This is a genomic window from Enterobacter cloacae complex sp. S1 (assembly GCF_014930525.1).
Taxonomy (GTDB): domain Bacteria; phylum Pseudomonadota; class Gammaproteobacteria; order Enterobacterales; family Enterobacteriaceae; genus Enterobacter; species Enterobacter hormaechei_C.
In genome coordinates, this window is the sequence record NZ_JADBRE010000006.1 from 53,163 (window position 1) to 68,118 (window position 14,956).

The window sequence follows — 14,956 nt, forward strand, 5'->3', positions numbered from 1 at the left end:
CCGGTGGGAGAGGGTTAGGGTGAGGGGCAGGTTCTACTTAACCAGCTTCTTCGTCATCGCCAGCAGCGTGCGCACATCTTCCGGACGCGTATCACCGCTGGCTTTATCGATAATCGAGCTGTAGATATGCGGGATGATTTTGCTCACGCCCGCATCCAGGGCGATCTGCAAGATCGCCTCGAAGTTCTCCAGATCGATTCCCCCGGTCGGCTCCAGCCAGAAGTCGTGACGGGCGCAGGCTTCCGCCACCGCCTGGTATTCGTCACGGCATTTCAGGCCGCCCATCGGGAAGTACTTGATGGAGCTGCCGCCGAAATCTTTCAGCAGGGCGATAGCGGTTTCAACCGGTACGATGCCGTCAGGCGCGTTGCTGCTCAGCGGGCCGGTGGAGATTTTCACCATCCCGACGGTGCCGGTCGGGGAGACCAGACCGTTGACCACGGACTCATTCTGCCCCAGCAGCGCGCGGCTGGTGGCCACGCCGGTAAAGACCTGGTTAACGTGCTGCGGCTGCACCTGGCGGGAGATTTCACTCACCATCGCTGACTGGTTCGGGTCGCCCGCGCCCAGCCCCACGGAGAGCGCATTATCAATCAGGGCTGCGTATTCGCGCATGTCCGCAACCGCGCTCGCCACGTCCGGGTAATTTTTGGAGAGCACGCCCACCAGCACATGACCTTCCGCCGCCTCGTAAATGGCGCTGGCGTTGGCCTTTGAGCCTGCCAGCACGTTCAGGCAGACGCGGTCACGGTAAAAGTTGGGGGTCAGTTTCATGCGTTTTTCTCCTGTCCTAATACTTCGCTAATGCGGCGGTACACGATGTTCAGCTGGTCAGCATTCACGCTGCGCACGTCCGCCTCGATAATCCCTTCGTTGGCCTTATAGCCACGGAAGTAAATGGCGTATTCGCCCTGTTTCAGCGCGTTCACCAGTTCACCGGTGCCGACGCCGGTGGTGGCTTCGTCAAACTTAATCTCGGTGCGGGCGATGTCACGCCCGGCGCTGTCCCAGACCACGCGCGCGGTCACGCCGTTCAGGGTGTTCAACGCGTCGATAAACGGCGTCATCTTCGCCACCATCTCGGCCCCGCTCTCTTTGGTCGCCGTCAGGTAGTGTTCGATGGCGCAGGTCAGGCCAAGAATGCCCTCTTTGCCCACCTTCATCGCGCGGCCAATGCCCGCCGTCTGGCGCTTCACCCACTCAACGTACTGGGTCTTGCCGATCACCAGGCCGCTGGTTGGCCCTTCAATCGCCTTCGCGCCGCTGTAGATCACCAGATCGGCGCCGGATCGGTAATAGGTATGCAGATCTTCTTCCGCCGCGGCGTCAACGATCAGTGGTAAGTCGTGTTTACGCGCCACGACCGCCGCCTGCTCGACGCTGAGCATGCTTTTCTGCACGCAGTGGTGCGATTTAATGTAGAGGATAGCCGCCGTGCGCGGAGTGATCGCCGCCGCCAGCTGATCGGCAGAGCATTCGTTGGCGTAGCCCGCTTCCACTAGCCTGCCGCCGCCCAGCGCCACCATGGTGCCCACCGGCGCGCCAAAGTTGACGTTGTGGCCTTTCGGCAGGACGATTTCGTTGTTTTCAATCGGTGTGACGTGCAGGTTTTCCAGCAGCCAGTCGCTGTCTTTCACCAGCACCGCCGCCACGGACTGGGCAATGCCCGCCGACGCGCAGGAGACCACCGTCGCCCCTTCCACCTCCAGCAGCTTCGCGATGTATTCCCCGGTTTTATTGACCAGATCCTTCATCTCGAAATAGTGATTCATGCCGTCCATCGCCGCCTGCACCACTTCCGGGCGCGGCGTGGAGACACCCAGCGCCGTCATGCGGCCAGAGGTGTTGATAACCTGCTTTAAGTTGTACTTCTCATAAATCGAAGGCATGTTCCGTGCTCCCTTGTTCGGTCATGTAGCCCTTGCCCGCGCGGATCGCGGCAAGCGGCACCAGAATATATTCAGCCTGTAGGCTGTCGTTTTCGGCATCCGTCAGCACCGTCGGCTGGCGCTTGAGCGTAAACAGCGTCAGATCGGCGTCGAGGCCAGGCTGAATGCGGCCTTTGCGCGTCAGGCGCAGGCCGACGGCGGCGTTGGCCGTGACACAGTCAATCACCTGCGGCAATGACATGCCGATGGCGAGGAATTTCGACATCACGCTCGCCAGCGAGCCGACCGGGCCGTTGATGCGGTTGCGGCAGTAAATATCCGAGCTGATGGTATGCGGCAGAATGCCCATCGCAATGGCGCGCTTCGCCACTTCAAAGCTGAAGCTCGCCGTGCCGTGACCGACGTCCAGGCGCACGCCGCGCTTCAGCGCAGACGTAATGGAGGCGCGTAGCTCGCCGGAGGGCGTCAGAATGCGGTTAGGCTTGCCGTTGTAGCAGTGGGTGATGATGTCGCCGGAGCTCAGCAGTTCGGCAATCTCATCGAGGTTCGGCGGGTTGTTGCCGATGTGCACCATCAGCGGCAGGTCGCTGTTCTCTTTCTGAATCGCTTTCGCGCGCTCCAGCGGGGTGATGCCGTTTTCACCGACCACGCTGCTGCTCATGCGCGCCTTCAGGCCAACGATAAAATCCGGGTGGCGCGTCACCGCCTGCTTCACCGCATCGGCGTCAATGTTCGCCATGTTGGCCAGCTCGTTCTGGGCGATCAGCCCCACGCGGGAGATGTTCAGCAGGGCAAACACCTCGGTGGAGGCTTTGCGAGTGATGGCGTAAAAATCGTCCACGTCGTCGGCGCCGGTGCTGCCCGCGTCCACCACGGTGGTGACGCCGGTGGCAATGCCCACGCTGTCCGGCTCGTCGTGGTAAATCGGGGAGTTCGGGTAGCAGTGGACGTGGGAGTCAATCCAGCCCGCGCTGACGAACACGTCGCCGTTCAGCTCAACCGTTTTGCGGGCGGGAGCGTCAATGTCGCCTGTCGCGACAATCTTCCCGTCCTGGATGGCGATATCGGTCAGGGTATCGTCGGCGAGGCGCGCACGGCGCAGGAGTAAATCAAACATGAGGATCTCCTGATAAAGCGGGCACCGAAGCGCCCGCGGGTATTAAAGGGCGACCGGGAACAGCCAGCCCAAAATCATTGCGCCGAGGATGGCGCCACCGGTAATCGGCTTCTGCCAGATGTAGAACAGCAGTGCGCCTACCAGGGAACCGACGCCGATCGGGATGGAAGCGGTCATGGCGCTGAGGATAATCAACGGCCCGAGGAAGCGGCCGGAGGCGTTACCCGCGCCCATCATCACGTCTGCACCGTAGGTGGAGTTGCTCTGGTTGATGGTGAACTTACGCGCCAGGATGATGACGTAGCCAATCGCCAGGCCAATCACCAGGCCGGTAATCAGCGCGGCAATGAAGTTGGTCACCGGGAACATGATCCCCGCGCCCAGCAGCAGCGCCGGAACGCCGAGGCCCACGCCGGTCTGGATCGCCCCGCCGATATCGAGAATACCCACCAGCGAGCCTTCGATAATACGGGCGAACAGGAAGCTCGCGCCAAATGCCGCCACCGCGCCGTAGACGCCGGTATCGATTCCCGCTTTCAGCATCGCCACGAAGGCCACTTCGTTAAACGCGCCGATGCCGTAGAGGTAGTACATGTGCGTCCCGGCGAAGACGCCGGAGGAGAGCAGGCCAACGAAGATCGGGAACGACCAGTCGGCATACCAAAAACCTTTATTCTGTTCCATTTAGAGGCTCCTGTTATTTACCGCTGAGCGAGTTGTGGATCATGTCGAGCCAGTTCGGCACGGTCAGATGGAAGGATTCGATCATCTTCATGTCGAAGCCGCGGAAGAAGCCGCTCAGCACGAAGAGCAGAACGATCGCCGCCATCATCACTTTGGTGACGTGGTTCCAGCCACTCTCTTCAACACCTTTACCAATCAGAATACCCAGTACCAGACCCGGTACGGCGTTACCCATGATCAGCTGTGCCGCGCCGCCAAAGATGGTGGCCCAGAAGCCCGATTTTTTACCCGCGTCGATGGCCGCCAGCCAGAAGATCACCGGCATCACGGTGTTGACCAGCAGGTTCGCCGCCGGTACCAGCACCTTCACGGCGGTCACCTGAAGCGCTGCCGGAACGGAGGAGGCGGTCAGGTTAAGGAAGGTCACAACAATCATGCCGATGATGCCGCAGGCAATCGCCATTTTGCGCGGGTCATGCAGCGTTTCACCGACGTTACGGTTTTTAATCATCAGTGCAGCAGCACCCCAGTTCGGGATGATGCGGTGGTCAACGTCCTGTGTGAAGGCACCTGCGGCCACGGAAGAGGCCCAGGCGTTAAAGAAGAAACCTAACCCAAAGGAGAAGTGGGACGCAGGATCCCCTTCGCAGGAGTTCAGTTCCCCCAACGTACGAAACGCGCCCATACCCTGAGTGGTAGGCGCATGAAACATGCGTGCAGCCCCGGCGCCAACACCGACGCCAACCAGGCCGCCAATGATGAGCGATTTTATTAATATAATTAAGAACATCAGTCTGCCCTTTTATGAATAATCAGCGTTGCGTGACGAAATCCACCTGGTCGAGATTGATGGCGGTCACGTTGACGGTCACATCCAGCTCCACGCTGTAGGTGCGTCTTTCCCGGCGCAAAAAGAAGAACAGAAACGCTTCTTTTCGCACCGCTTCTTGCGCCTGAACAACCTGCACATCCTGTGGCTCAATACGCAGTAAGATATGCGGTGAGGCTTTCATCACCGCAGCCTGAACGTGGTTGAGGGCGTCGGCAAAGGCGCGCGCTTTGGCGTCGCCCTTCCCCTTCACTCTCACCGTGGTTGTGAACTGTTCTTTCATGCTTACGCGCCGTATTTCTTCTGCCACGCCTGTACCAGACGCTCGCCCAGCTCTTCTTTATCCATAAAGCCAAAGCCCAGCACGTTGCAGCCTTCGTTGATGGCGGTCACACCCTCATCCACGGAGCGCATGCCGTATTTGGCCTTGTAGCCATATTTGGTCTGAGCGGTGATGGCGCCCGCGCCGCCGCTGCCGCAGAACGAGATCCCGAAGGTGGCGTTTTCTGCTTTCATCACGTCACCGAGCTTCATATCCGCTGCCATGCCCGGTACGACAACCGCGCGTCCGCCGGCTTTTTCCACACCCGCAGCCACTTTCTGACCTTTACCCAGGCGATCGCCAATCACGACTGTAATCTGTTCCATGTGTTGCTCCTTAAAGGTTGTCTTTCGCGACTTCGAAGTGAACGGAGAGCAGCCAGGCCTCTTCATCAGGAAGGTTGCCGAACTGCGCTACCACTTCACGGGCGAGTTGCATTGAATCTGGTGAAATTTCGTCGAACAGCTCCGCTTCAACCTCCGGCAGCGGCTCGCCGGTCACGGACCGGTGCGCCATTGCGCGAACGTGGGAGGTCAGCATCTGCTCCTGTACCGCGTTGGGGATGATGTTGTGCCGGGCCAGCAGGGCGTAGACCTGCTGAAGCATGGTGTTCGCGAGCTGTTCTGTTTGCACCGCCTGTTCCCCAACGTCGTTCATTACCGCTCCGTTAATCACTCGTCTTACCCCGTTAATGGCTCTGGAATAAAACTAACGTCGAGGGGGAATTGTTTGTAGCGAGTTGTTTTCCACTTCGAAGTGGAAAGGCGAGCAGCGGCAGTGATCTGTGCCACATAAATGCGGTGAATATGGATTAATCGCTGGATTTACGTGATGAATATCACGCTATTACACGGTATTAGACTGGTAAGCGGAGTGGAAAAGATTACGAGCAGGCTCGTAGAAATGTGACGTGGATAAGGTTTTCTTATGGGGATCCGTTAGAGTGGCGCCGGGTGCTTGAGACTGACCGTCTCAGGCATGGGACGGAAAGTGGAAAGCCCCGCCTGATAAAAAATCAGGGCGGGGGCTAGAAACGACACGTCGGACCGTGGAGTTCGCTACCTCGCCCGCTTTAAAGCAAGGAGGCATCCATGAAACGCAGAAACCCAAGTATCGGGGTTTTGATGATTATTTCTTTGACAATAATCATCTTAACGCTGGTGACGAGGAAAACACTGTGCGAGATCCGTTTTCGTAACGGCTCGCTTGAAGTGACAGCGCGGATGGATTGTCGCTCCGGCAAGTAGGGAGCAACGATGCGGGGGCGCATAATGCGCCTCCGCATACGGGGAGAGGACGTACAGCTCAGGCACCCAATTAACGATACTTTTTGTGGTACGTGTTGCGGGTCGCGACAAACTGATCGGCTGCCGCCTGGGCTTCTTTCACTTTGCCTTCGTTCGCCAGCTTCAGCGCGCCGTCAATCTGGCCGACCAGCACGTCAAAACCGTGGCGGTAGTCTTTCATCTCGGCGCTGTCCGCCGCTTTGCTTTCCAGCTTCGGCGGCGTCGCTTTTTGCGCATCCAGCGCGGCTTCACGCATTTTAGTCAATGCGTCTTTCATGTCCGCCGCATTGTCCGTTTTCTGCACCACCTTCAGGTTTTCGCTGAGGATGTCCATGTTGTCTTCGAGATCGGCAGCAAACGCAGACGAGCCAAGAACCAGCGTTGAAGCCGCGACGATCGCTAACAGGTGTTTACGCATTGCTCACTTCCTTTTTTTATTATTAATCAAGCTTTTACGGGGATTATTGCCCGGCGATTTTCATCTCCGGCAGTAATACAGAACCACACTGAATATTGCTGCGTGTTTCAATATCGTTACCGACCGTAACAATATTGCGCCACATGTCCTTGAGGTTGCCGGCGATGGTGATTTCGCTCACCGGATACTGAATTTCACCGTTTTCGACCCAGAAGCCCGCTGCGCCGCGAGAGTAGTCGCCGGTGATACCGCTCACGCCCTGCCCCATCAGCTCGGTGACCACCAGGCCGGTGCCCATCTCTTTCAGCATCTGTTCAAAATTCAGGCCCTGTCCGGCAATGCGCCAGTTATGAATGCCGCCCGCGTGCCCGGTGCTTTTCAGCCCCAGCTTACGCGCGGAGTAGTTGGTCAGCAGCCACTGGGTCAGAATGCCGTCTTTCACGATATCACGACGTTCCGTGCGCACGCCTTCGCTGTCGAACGGCGTAGAGGCCAGCCCTTTCAGCAGGTGTGGGTGCTCTTCGATGGTCAGCCATTCCGGCAGGATCTGCTTGCCCAGCGAGTCGAGCAGGAAGGTCGATTTACGGTACACCGAACCGCCCGCAATCGCTCCCACCAGATGACCAAACAGGCCGGTTGCCACTTCGTTGGCAAAAATGACCGGGGCCTTCATGGTGGAGAGTTTACGCGGCGAAAGGCGTGACAGCGTGCGTTCGGCGCACGCTTTTCCCACCCACTCCGGAGACTGCAAATCTTCCAGCGCGCGGCCAATGGTATACGCATAATCACGCTCCATATCGCCGTTTTCTTCGGCGATGACGCAGCTGGAAAGCGAGTGGCGGGTTGAGCAGTACCCCTGCAACATGCCATGGGAGTTACCAAACACTTTAATGCCGTAGTGGCTGTTAAAGCTGCCGCCTTCGGTATTGGTGATGCGTTTGTCAGCCTGCAAAGAGGCCTGCTCGGCTCGCGCGGCCAGCTCAATGGCTTCATCCGGCGTCACTTCCGCGGGATGGAACAGATCGAGATCCGGCGCGTCAAACGCCAGCAGCTCTTTATCGGCCACGCCAGCGTAAGGGTCCGGGGAGGTGTAACGCGCGATATCCAGCGCCGCCTGCACCGTACGGGCGATGGCATCCGGGCTCAGATCGGTAGACGACGCGCTGCCTTTACGATTCTGGTGATACACCGTGATCCCCAGCGCACCATCGCTGTTAAATTCTACATTCTCCACTTCGCCATAGCGGGTGCTCACGCTAATGCCGGTGGTTTTGCTGACCGCCACTTCGGCGCCATCTGATTTACCTGAAGCGAGCGTCAGCGCGGTGGAGACGGCTTCTTCCAGGATCTTACGCTGCGCTTCAACTTGTGAGGTTACTTTCATCGCAAATGCCATACTGTAAGAGAGAGTTAAGTGAAGTCTAACAGAGAACCGTTTTTCAGTGCGCGTCTTAACTGGTAACATTAGCCTCTTTTTTTAAGGAGCCTGACATGACTAAGCAGCCCGAAGACTGGCTCGACGACGTTCCCGGTGATGACATCGAAGACGAAGATGATGAGATCATCTGGGTCAGTAAAAGTGAAATTAAACGTGACGCCGAAGAGTTAAAACAGCTTGGCGCAGAAATGGTAGAACTGGGTAAAAACGCGCTGGATAAGATCCCGCTCGACCAGGATCTGCGTGATGCCATTGAACTGGCACAGAAAATCAAGAAAGAAGGGCGTCGCCGCCAGCTTCAGCTTATCGGGAAACTGCTGCGTCAGCGCGACGTGGAGCCGATCCGTCAGGCGCTGGACAAACTGAAAAACCGCCACAACCAGCAGGTTGCGCTGTTCCATAAGCTGGAGCAGATCCGCGATCGTTTGATCGAGCAGGGTGATGACGCGGTACCTGAAGTGCTGAACCTGTGGCCGAATGCCGACCGCCAGCAGCTGCGATCGCTGATCCGCAACGCGAAGAAAGAGAAAGAAGGGAATAAGCCGCCGAAGTCTGCGCGCCTGATTTTCCAGTATCTGCGCGAGCTGTCTGAGAACGAAGAGTAATCTGTGCGGGTTTGCGCCGGATGGCGGCGTAAACGCCTTATCCGGCCTACAAGGTCGTGCGAAAAAATGTAGGCCCGGTAAGCGCTAGCGCCACCGGGCTTTTTTTACTCTGCGGCCGCGGCTTTCTTCGCCAGACCGTCCAGCAGCTTCTGATGGATCCCACCAAACCCACCGTTGCTCATCACCAGAATGTGATCGCCAGGCTGTGCGGCTTTCACCACCATATCCGCTAAGACATCCACGTCCGCACTCCAGTGCGCCGGCTGAATGCAGGCGTCTGCCACTTCGGCCACCTGCCACGGAATATGCTGCGGTTGCAGCAGGAAGACCTCGTCGGCACGCCCTAAGGACGGTGCGAGATCGTCTTTGCAGATGCCCATTTTCATGGTGTTCGAACGCGGTTCCAGCACGGCCAGAATGCGCGCGGTGCCGCCAACTTTGCCACGCAATGCGGCAAGCGTCGCCAGAATGGCCGTTGGGTGGTGAGCGAAATCGTCATACACGGTAACGCCGTGGGCTTCACCGCGCAGCTCCAGACGGCGACGGGCGTTGATAAACGAGCCCAGCGCATTGGCGGCATCCGCAGGCAGTACGCCCACGTGACGCGCCGCGGCGATCGCCATCAGGCCGTTGTGCATGTTGTGCTCGCCCACCAGGCCCCACTTCACCTCGCCCACTTTCTCACCGTCGAGCAGCACTTCCCATTCGGAGGCATCCGCGTTGAGCTTTTTCGCCTGCCAGTGCCCCTGCTCGCCAACCAGCTCCTGCTCGCTCCAGCACCCCATCGCCATAGTCTGCTTCAGGTTGATGTCGTTCTCCGGCAGGATAATGCGGCCCTGACCCGGAACAATGCGCACCAGATGGTGGAACTGTTTCTGAATCGCTTTCAGGTCGTCAAAGATATCCGCGTGATCGAACTCAAGGTTGTTGAGGATCAGCGTGCGTGGGCAGTAATGCACGAACTTGGAGCGCTTGTCGAAGAACGCGCAGTCGTATTCATCCGCTTCAATCACAAAGAACGGGCTGTCGCCCAGACGCGCGGAGACGTCGAAATTCCCCGGTACGCCGCCGATCACGAAGCCCGGCTTGTAGCCGCAGGCTTCGAGGATCCAGGTCGCCATACCGGCGGTGGTGGTTTTGCCGTGCGTCCCGGCAACGGCGACAACCCAGCGGTCGCACAGGACAAAATCATGCAGCCACTGCGGGCCAGACATGTACGGGATATTGCGTTCCAGCACCGCTTCAACGCATGGATTCCCACGGGTCATGGCGTTACCCACGATCACCAGATCCGGCTGCGGCTCCAGCTGGCTGGCGTCATATCCCTGAATCAGAGAAATTCCCTGCTTCTCGAGCAGCGTGCTCATCGGCGGATACACATTGGCGTCCGAACCTGTCACTTCATGGCCCAGCGAGCGCGCCAGCATTGCCAGTCCGCCCATGAAAGTGCCACAAATCCCCAATATATGAATGCGCATACGTCACTATCCTTCTTCAATGTGGCGCACATTTTACTCACATGTCAGCGGCTGTGAAACGCATTTCGGGTAAATCCGTATTTTGCTGGCGCGATTCACCTCTGCGCTAATATTTGAATGTTTGTTAAGATTGTTGGACATCAACCGCTTTACTCAACATAAGATGCAGGGAAAGTGTTATGAAAACGTTAGGTGAATTTATTGTCGAGAAGCAGCACGAGTTCTCTCATGCTACGGGTGAGCTCACTGCTTTGCTGTCGGCAATAAAGCTGGGCGCTAAGATCATCCACCGCGATATCAACAAGGCCGGTCTGGTCGATATCCTGGGTGCCAGCGGTGCCGAGAACGTTCAGGGTGAGGTTCAGCAGAAACTCGACCTGTTCGCCAATGAAAAACTGAAAGCTGCACTGCGCGCGCGCGACATCGTTGCGGGTATCGCCTCTGAAGAAGAAGATGAGATCGTCGTATTCGAAGGGTGTGAACACGCGAAATACGTTGTTCTGATGGATCCGCTGGACGGCTCCTCCAACATCGACGTTAACGTTTCTGTCGGTACCATTTTCTCCATCTACCGTCGCGTCACGCCGGTTGGCACACCGGTGACGGAAGAAGACTTCCTGCAACCGGGCAGTAAACAGGTTGCTGCCGGTTATGTGGTGTATGGCTCGTCCACCATGCTGGTGTACACCACCGGCTGCGGCGTACACGCCTTTACCTACGATCCGTCCCTGGGCGTGTTCTGCCTGTGCCAGGAGCGTATGCGCTTCCCGGAGAAGGGCAACACCTACTCCATCAACGAAGGCAACTACATCAAATTCCCGAACGGCGTGAAGAAGTACATCAAATTCTGCCAGGAAGAGGATAAAGCCACCCAGCGCCCGTACACCTCGCGCTACATCGGCTCGCTGGTGGCGGATTTCCACCGTAACCTGCTGAAGGGCGGTATTTACCTCTACCCAAGCACCGCCAGCCACCCGGACGGAAAACTGCGTCTGCTGTACGAGTGCAACCCGATGGCGTTCCTGGCCGAACAGGCAGGCGGCAAGGCGAGCGACGGTAAAGAGCGTATTCTGGATATCGTGCCGGAAAGCCTGCACCAGCGCCGTTCATTCTTCGTCGGCAACCGCCATATGGTGGATGACGTTGAACGCATGATCCGCGAATTCCCGGACGCGTAACGCACGAAAAGGGGAGCCAGGCAGGCTCCCTTTTTTTCAGGCCGTTTGCATCGTCAGCTTGAAGGAAGCCATCGCTTCCATCAGCTCGCGCGACTGTTCCTCCAGGGAACGTGTAGCCGCAGATGATTGCTGGACCAGCGCCGCATTTTGCTGCGCCGTTTCATCCATCTGATTGACGGCGATATTCACCTGCTCAATACCGCGGCTCTGCTCCTGGGACGCCGTCGCAATTTCACGCATCAGTTTGGTCATACGCAGTACTTCGGTGGCGATCTCGTCCATCGTCTCACCGGCCTGCTGCGCCAGCTCGCTGCCCTCGTTCACGTGGGTTTGCGAATCGCTGATAAGCGAGCGGATCTCTTTCGCCGCATCAGCACTGCGGCTGGCGAGATTACGCACCTCACCCGCCACGACCGCAAAACCTCGCCCCTGCTCACCCGCACGCGCCGCTTCAACGGAGGCGTTCAGCGCCAGAATATTGGTCTGGAAGGCAATGCCGTCGATGACGCTCAGGATATCGGCGATGCGCGCCGAACTGCCGGAGATGTCGCGCATCTTCTCAATGACATAGCAGACCATTTCACTGCCGTGATCGGCGGTATCGGAGACCGACTTCGCCAGTTGGTGCGCCTGCTCGGCGTTATCGGCGTTAAGTTTCACCGTGGCGGTGATCTCTTCCATGCTGGCGGCCGTCTGCTCCAGCGAGGTGGCGGTGGATTCCGTGCGCTGGGCCAGGTTCATATTCCCGGCCGTCAGCTCGCGGCTGCCGGTATCAATCTGCGAGCTGGCGTCACGCACCCGCAGAACCGAGTCCATCAGCGACTGGCGCATCCCTTCGATCGCCGCGTTAAGGCGATTAAATTCCTGGCTCGCCGGCGCGTTCAGGGTATGGGTTAAATCCCCGGCCGCCACATGTTCCAGCTGGGCAATCGAGGCTGAAAGCGGCTTGAGCAGCATATGGCGCAGCACCAGCCAGGCCAGCACGATAATGCCAGCCGTCAGCAGCGCCGCGACGATAATCAGGATCAGCACGCGGGTTTTACTCGCCTGCACGGCGCTCACCTCCGCTTTACCGCGCGCCTCGCTCCATGCCTGGAACGCCTGCATATCGTTATCAAACTGCTTCGCCACCGGGACCAGCTTGTTTTCCAGCAGATCGTAATAGCTGTCCGCGCTTTGCTCGTTCAGGGCTTTCAGCATCGGGCTGATACCCTGCTGGTTGTACACCGCCAGACTCGCGGCAACGTTATCCAGCAGCTTTTGCCCCTGCTCATCCGCCACGCCGCTGCCGATCACGTCCTTCAGCGTTTTCTGTGCCAGCGCCACTTCCTGGTTAATGGTTTTGACCGCCCTGGCCGCATCGTCCAGCAGGCCGACCTCCATCATGCGAACGGCCTGCCCCGCTTCGTTACGCGCGCGCAGGATCAGCGTATAGCCGGCATTCAGCTGCACCATCTGTTCACCCTGAAGATGATTGATGCGCTGGAGAGAAGCGGAACTTTGTGTAAGGGCATAAATGCCGATGCCGCTGACAATCAGCAGCAGAAGGGTCATAACGGCCAGTAAAGAGAGCAAGCCGGTACGAATCGATAGCGTTTTAAGCATGATGTTATTTCCGGTAGCGAGATATTTCTGGGCATAAAAAAAGAATATCGGCCGCTACCGGAAAATGTTTAGAGTTTAAGCAATTTCAGCATGTTATCGCTCTGTTAAAGATGTATTCACCCGGGTAACAGGCGAGCTCTGGCGGTTCTCCCACAGCACCGTCAGGCCGCGCTGGAGCGCGATAAAAATAAACAGCAGAATGCCGATGGCGATTTTGGTCCACCAGGAGCTGAGCGTGCCGTCGAAGTTGATATAGGTCTGAATCAGCCCCTGGATCGCCACGCCAAACAGCGTGCCGAGGACTGTCCCCACCCCGCCGCTGAGCAGCGTACCGCCAATCACTACCGAGGCAATGGCGTCCAGCTCAACGCCCACCCCCGCCAGGGCATAGCCTGCCTGGGTATAAACCGAGAATACAATCCCCGCGAGGGTGGCCAGCCCGGTCGAAAGCATGTAGATGCGGATAGTCGTGCTGCGCGTGGAAATTCCCATCAGGTTCGCGGACGTGGCGCTGCCGCCAATGGCATAAACCTGGTTACCAAATCGGGTACGGTGGGCGAGGAAGATCCCGATCACCACCACGCCCAGCATCAGCAGCCCCATTGCGCTCAGGCGCCCCCCGCCGGGGATTTTCCACGCCAGGCTGGAGAGCGTGTCGTAGATCGGGTGGTTAATCGGAATTGACTCCTCCGACACCAGATAGCTCACGCCGCGCAGGAAGAACATCCCGGCGAGGGTGATGATAAAGGCCGGGATTTTCAGCGCATCGATCAAAAGCCCCATAAAGGCGCCGAACGCGCAGCCCATGACCAGCACCAGCGGAAAAGCCAGCAGCGGCGAAATCCCCCAAAAGCCAATCGCCTTGGCAAGGAACACGCCGGTAAAGGCGATCACCGACCCAACGGAGAGGTCGATCCCGCCGGAGAGGATCACAAACGTCATGCCGACGGCGATAATGCCTAAAAAGGCATTGTCGGTCAGGATGTTGCAAATCACCCGCGTGGAGGCGAAGCCCGGGAACTGGGTCAGGCAATAGAGGTACCCCAGCACGAACACGCCCAGCGTGATCATTAACGGCAAATTACGTTTTATCATGACCGCGGTTCCCCTTAATGAGAGTGATAAAGCGCGGCGACTGCACGATAAGTACGATAAGCACCACGACCGCTTTGACGACCTGATTCAGCTCCGGCTGGAACCCGGAGAGCAAAATACCGGTATTCATACCCTGAATAATCAACGCCCCCACCACCGAGAGCAGCAGATTAAAACGTCCGCCCATCAGCGATCCACCGCCGATAACCACCGCGAGGATCGCATCCAGCTCGAGCCAGAGTCCGGCGTTATTGGCATCCGCTCCGCGAATATCGGCGGCCACGATCACCCCGGCAATCGCAGCACAGACGCCGCTCAGCACGTAAGTCAGCATCACCATCAGCCGCGTATTTACCCCGGCGTTTTTCGCGGCCCGAATGTTAATCCCCACCGCTTCGATGAACATCCCGAGCGCCGTTTTGCGGGTGAAAAGCCAGAACACCACCAGCGTCACCAGCGCGACGATCACCGGCGTCGGGAAGAACAGAAAATTACCGCTGCCGATCCACGCCAGGCTCGGGGAGTTAAAGGTGACGATTTGACCGGAGGTGATAAGCTGCGCCACACCGCGCCCGGCCACCATCAAAATCAACGTCGCGACAAACGGCTGGATCTTGAGCACCGCAACCAGAATGCCGTTCCACAGCCCGGCAAGCACGCCGGAACCCAGCGCGGCCAGCAGGACCACCGGCAGGCTGTGCCCGGCGACGGTCATCGAGGCGGCGGTGGCGCCCGCAATCGCCATTACCGCACCGACGGAGAGGTCGATCCCGCCGGTGGCAATGACCAGCGTCATACCAATCGCCAGCAGCGCCACGGGCGCGGCACGGTTTAAGATGTCGATCGGGCTACCAAACAGGCGGCCATCCTGCACGACGATCTGAAAGAAATGCGGAGCCACCAGGCTATCCACCAGCAGCACCAGCAGCAGCGCCACGATTTGCGGCGTGCCGGTCGGCCAGGTGAAGCGGCGCTTCGCTTCGCCAGTTTGCGAAAGAGAACGGGACATCAC

Annotated in this window: 17 protein-coding genes; 3 read left to right on the forward strand and 14 right to left on the reverse strand. The window is 58.3% G+C overall.

Features of this window, described 5'->3' with window-relative positions; all coding sequences use genetic code 11:
- Positions 1–33: 33 nt before the first annotated feature.
- The 8 genes from IM290_RS06795 to IM290_RS06830 are packed head-to-tail and all read right to left on the reverse strand — an operon-like array spanning position 34 to position 5,516.
- Positions 34–774, reverse strand: a complete 741-nt coding sequence (locus tag IM290_RS06795; protein WP_040117131.1) for a KDGP aldolase family protein — start codon at positions 772–774, stop codon at positions 34–36.
- A complete protein-coding gene (locus IM290_RS06800; protein WP_047052598.1) occupies positions 771–1,889 on the reverse strand; it encodes a DgaE family pyridoxal phosphate-dependent ammonia lyase in 1,119 nt (372 codons plus the stop codon). The genes IM290_RS06795 and IM290_RS06800 overlap by 4 nt, the downstream gene beginning before the upstream one ends.
- Positions 1,873–3,006 (reverse strand): amidohydrolase/deacetylase family metallohydrolase, encoded by a 1,134-nt coding sequence (locus IM290_RS06805; protein WP_193042268.1) that lies wholly within the window; start codon positions 3,004–3,006, stop codon positions 1,873–1,875. The genes IM290_RS06800 and IM290_RS06805 overlap by 17 nt, the downstream gene beginning before the upstream one ends.
- A gap of 42 nt (positions 3,007–3,048) precedes the next feature.
- Positions 3,049–3,690 carry a DUF4310 family protein gene (locus IM290_RS06810; protein WP_015572508.1) on the reverse strand — a complete coding sequence of 214 codons (642 nt, stop codon included), beginning with the start codon at positions 3,688–3,690 and terminating at the stop codon, positions 3,049–3,051.
- Positions 3,691–3,703: 13 nt separating this feature from the next.
- Positions 3,704–4,480, reverse strand: coding sequence for a DUF4311 domain-containing protein (locus IM290_RS06815; RefSeq protein WP_006810337.1), 777 nt, complete (start codon positions 4,478–4,480; stop codon positions 3,704–3,706).
- Positions 4,481–4,502: 22 nt separating this feature from the next.
- Entirely contained in the window at positions 4,503–4,802 is a 300-nt protein-coding gene (locus tag IM290_RS06820) for a DUF4312 family protein (RefSeq protein ID WP_006810338.1), read from the reverse strand.
- A 2-nt stretch (positions 4,803–4,804) separates the two neighbouring features.
- On the reverse strand, positions 4,805–5,167 hold the full coding sequence (locus IM290_RS06825) for an SFCGS family glycine-rich protein (RefSeq protein ID WP_006810339.1): 363 nt from the start codon (positions 5,165–5,167) through the stop codon (positions 4,805–4,807).
- Positions 5,168–5,177: 10 nt separating this feature from the next.
- Positions 5,178–5,516 carry a PRD domain-containing protein gene (locus IM290_RS06830; protein ID WP_026080657.1) on the reverse strand — a complete coding sequence of 113 codons (339 nt, stop codon included), beginning with the start codon at positions 5,514–5,516 and terminating at the stop codon, positions 5,178–5,180.
- Positions 5,517–5,932: 416 nt separating this feature from the next.
- Here IM290_RS06830 and IM290_RS06835 point away from each other — a divergent pair, with 416 nt between their 5' ends.
- Positions 5,933–6,088, forward strand: a complete 156-nt coding sequence (locus IM290_RS06835; RefSeq protein WP_017383916.1) for a Hok/Gef family protein — start codon at positions 5,933–5,935, stop codon at positions 6,086–6,088.
- A 70-nt stretch (positions 6,089–6,158) separates the two neighbouring features.
- Here the strand turns inward: IM290_RS06835 and cybC are convergent, their stop codons facing one another.
- Both cybC and pmbA read right to left on the reverse strand, forming a co-directional pair.
- Positions 6,159–6,545 carry a cytochrome b562 gene (cybC, locus tag IM290_RS06840; RefSeq protein ID WP_010427378.1) on the reverse strand — a complete coding sequence of 129 codons (387 nt, stop codon included), beginning with the start codon at positions 6,543–6,545 and terminating at the stop codon, positions 6,159–6,161.
- A gap of 43 nt (positions 6,546–6,588) precedes the next feature.
- Positions 6,589–7,941, reverse strand: coding sequence for a metalloprotease PmbA (gene pmbA / locus IM290_RS06845; protein ID WP_193042267.1), 1,353 nt, complete (start codon positions 7,939–7,941; stop codon positions 6,589–6,591).
- Positions 7,942–8,036: 95 nt separating this feature from the next.
- On the opposite strand from pmbA, the gene yjgA reads away from it, so the two are divergent.
- Positions 8,037–8,588: a ribosome biogenesis factor YjgA gene (gene yjgA, locus IM290_RS06850; RefSeq protein ID WP_003856072.1), complete on the forward strand. Its 552-nt coding sequence runs from the start codon at positions 8,037–8,039 to the stop codon at positions 8,586–8,588.
- Positions 8,589–8,692: 104 nt separating this feature from the next.
- On the opposite strand, the gene mpl is transcribed toward yjgA, so the two are convergent.
- Positions 8,693–10,066, reverse strand: coding sequence for a UDP-N-acetylmuramate:L-alanyl-gamma-D-glutamyl-meso-diaminopimelate ligase (gene mpl, locus IM290_RS06855; protein ID WP_193042266.1), 1,374 nt, complete (start codon positions 10,064–10,066; stop codon positions 8,693–8,695).
- A 179-nt stretch (positions 10,067–10,245) separates the two neighbouring features.
- Here mpl and fbp point away from each other — a divergent pair, with 179 nt between their 5' ends.
- Positions 10,246–11,244 carry a class 1 fructose-bisphosphatase gene (fbp, locus tag IM290_RS06860; protein WP_003856070.1) on the forward strand — a complete coding sequence of 333 codons (999 nt, stop codon included), beginning with the start codon at positions 10,246–10,248 and terminating at the stop codon, positions 11,242–11,244.
- 36 nt (positions 11,245–11,280) lie between these two features.
- Here fbp and IM290_RS06865 read toward each other — a convergent pair whose 3' ends face one another.
- From IM290_RS06865 to ytfT, 3 genes are all read right to left on the reverse strand, one after another.
- Complete coding sequence (locus tag IM290_RS06865) at positions 11,281–12,849, reverse strand: methyl-accepting chemotaxis protein (RefSeq protein WP_015572503.1); 1,569 nt, start codon at positions 12,847–12,849, stop codon at positions 11,281–11,283.
- Positions 12,850–12,942: 93 nt separating this feature from the next.
- A complete protein-coding gene (gene yjfF / locus IM290_RS06870; RefSeq protein WP_017383921.1) occupies positions 12,943–13,944 on the reverse strand; it encodes a galactofuranose ABC transporter, permease protein YjfF in 1,002 nt (333 codons plus the stop codon).
- On the reverse strand, positions 13,931–14,956 hold the full coding sequence (gene ytfT, locus IM290_RS06875) for a galactofuranose ABC transporter, ATP-binding protein YtfT (RefSeq protein ID WP_017383922.1): 1,026 nt from the start codon (positions 14,954–14,956) through the stop codon (positions 13,931–13,933). Before ytfT ends, yjfF begins: the two co-directional genes overlap by 14 nt.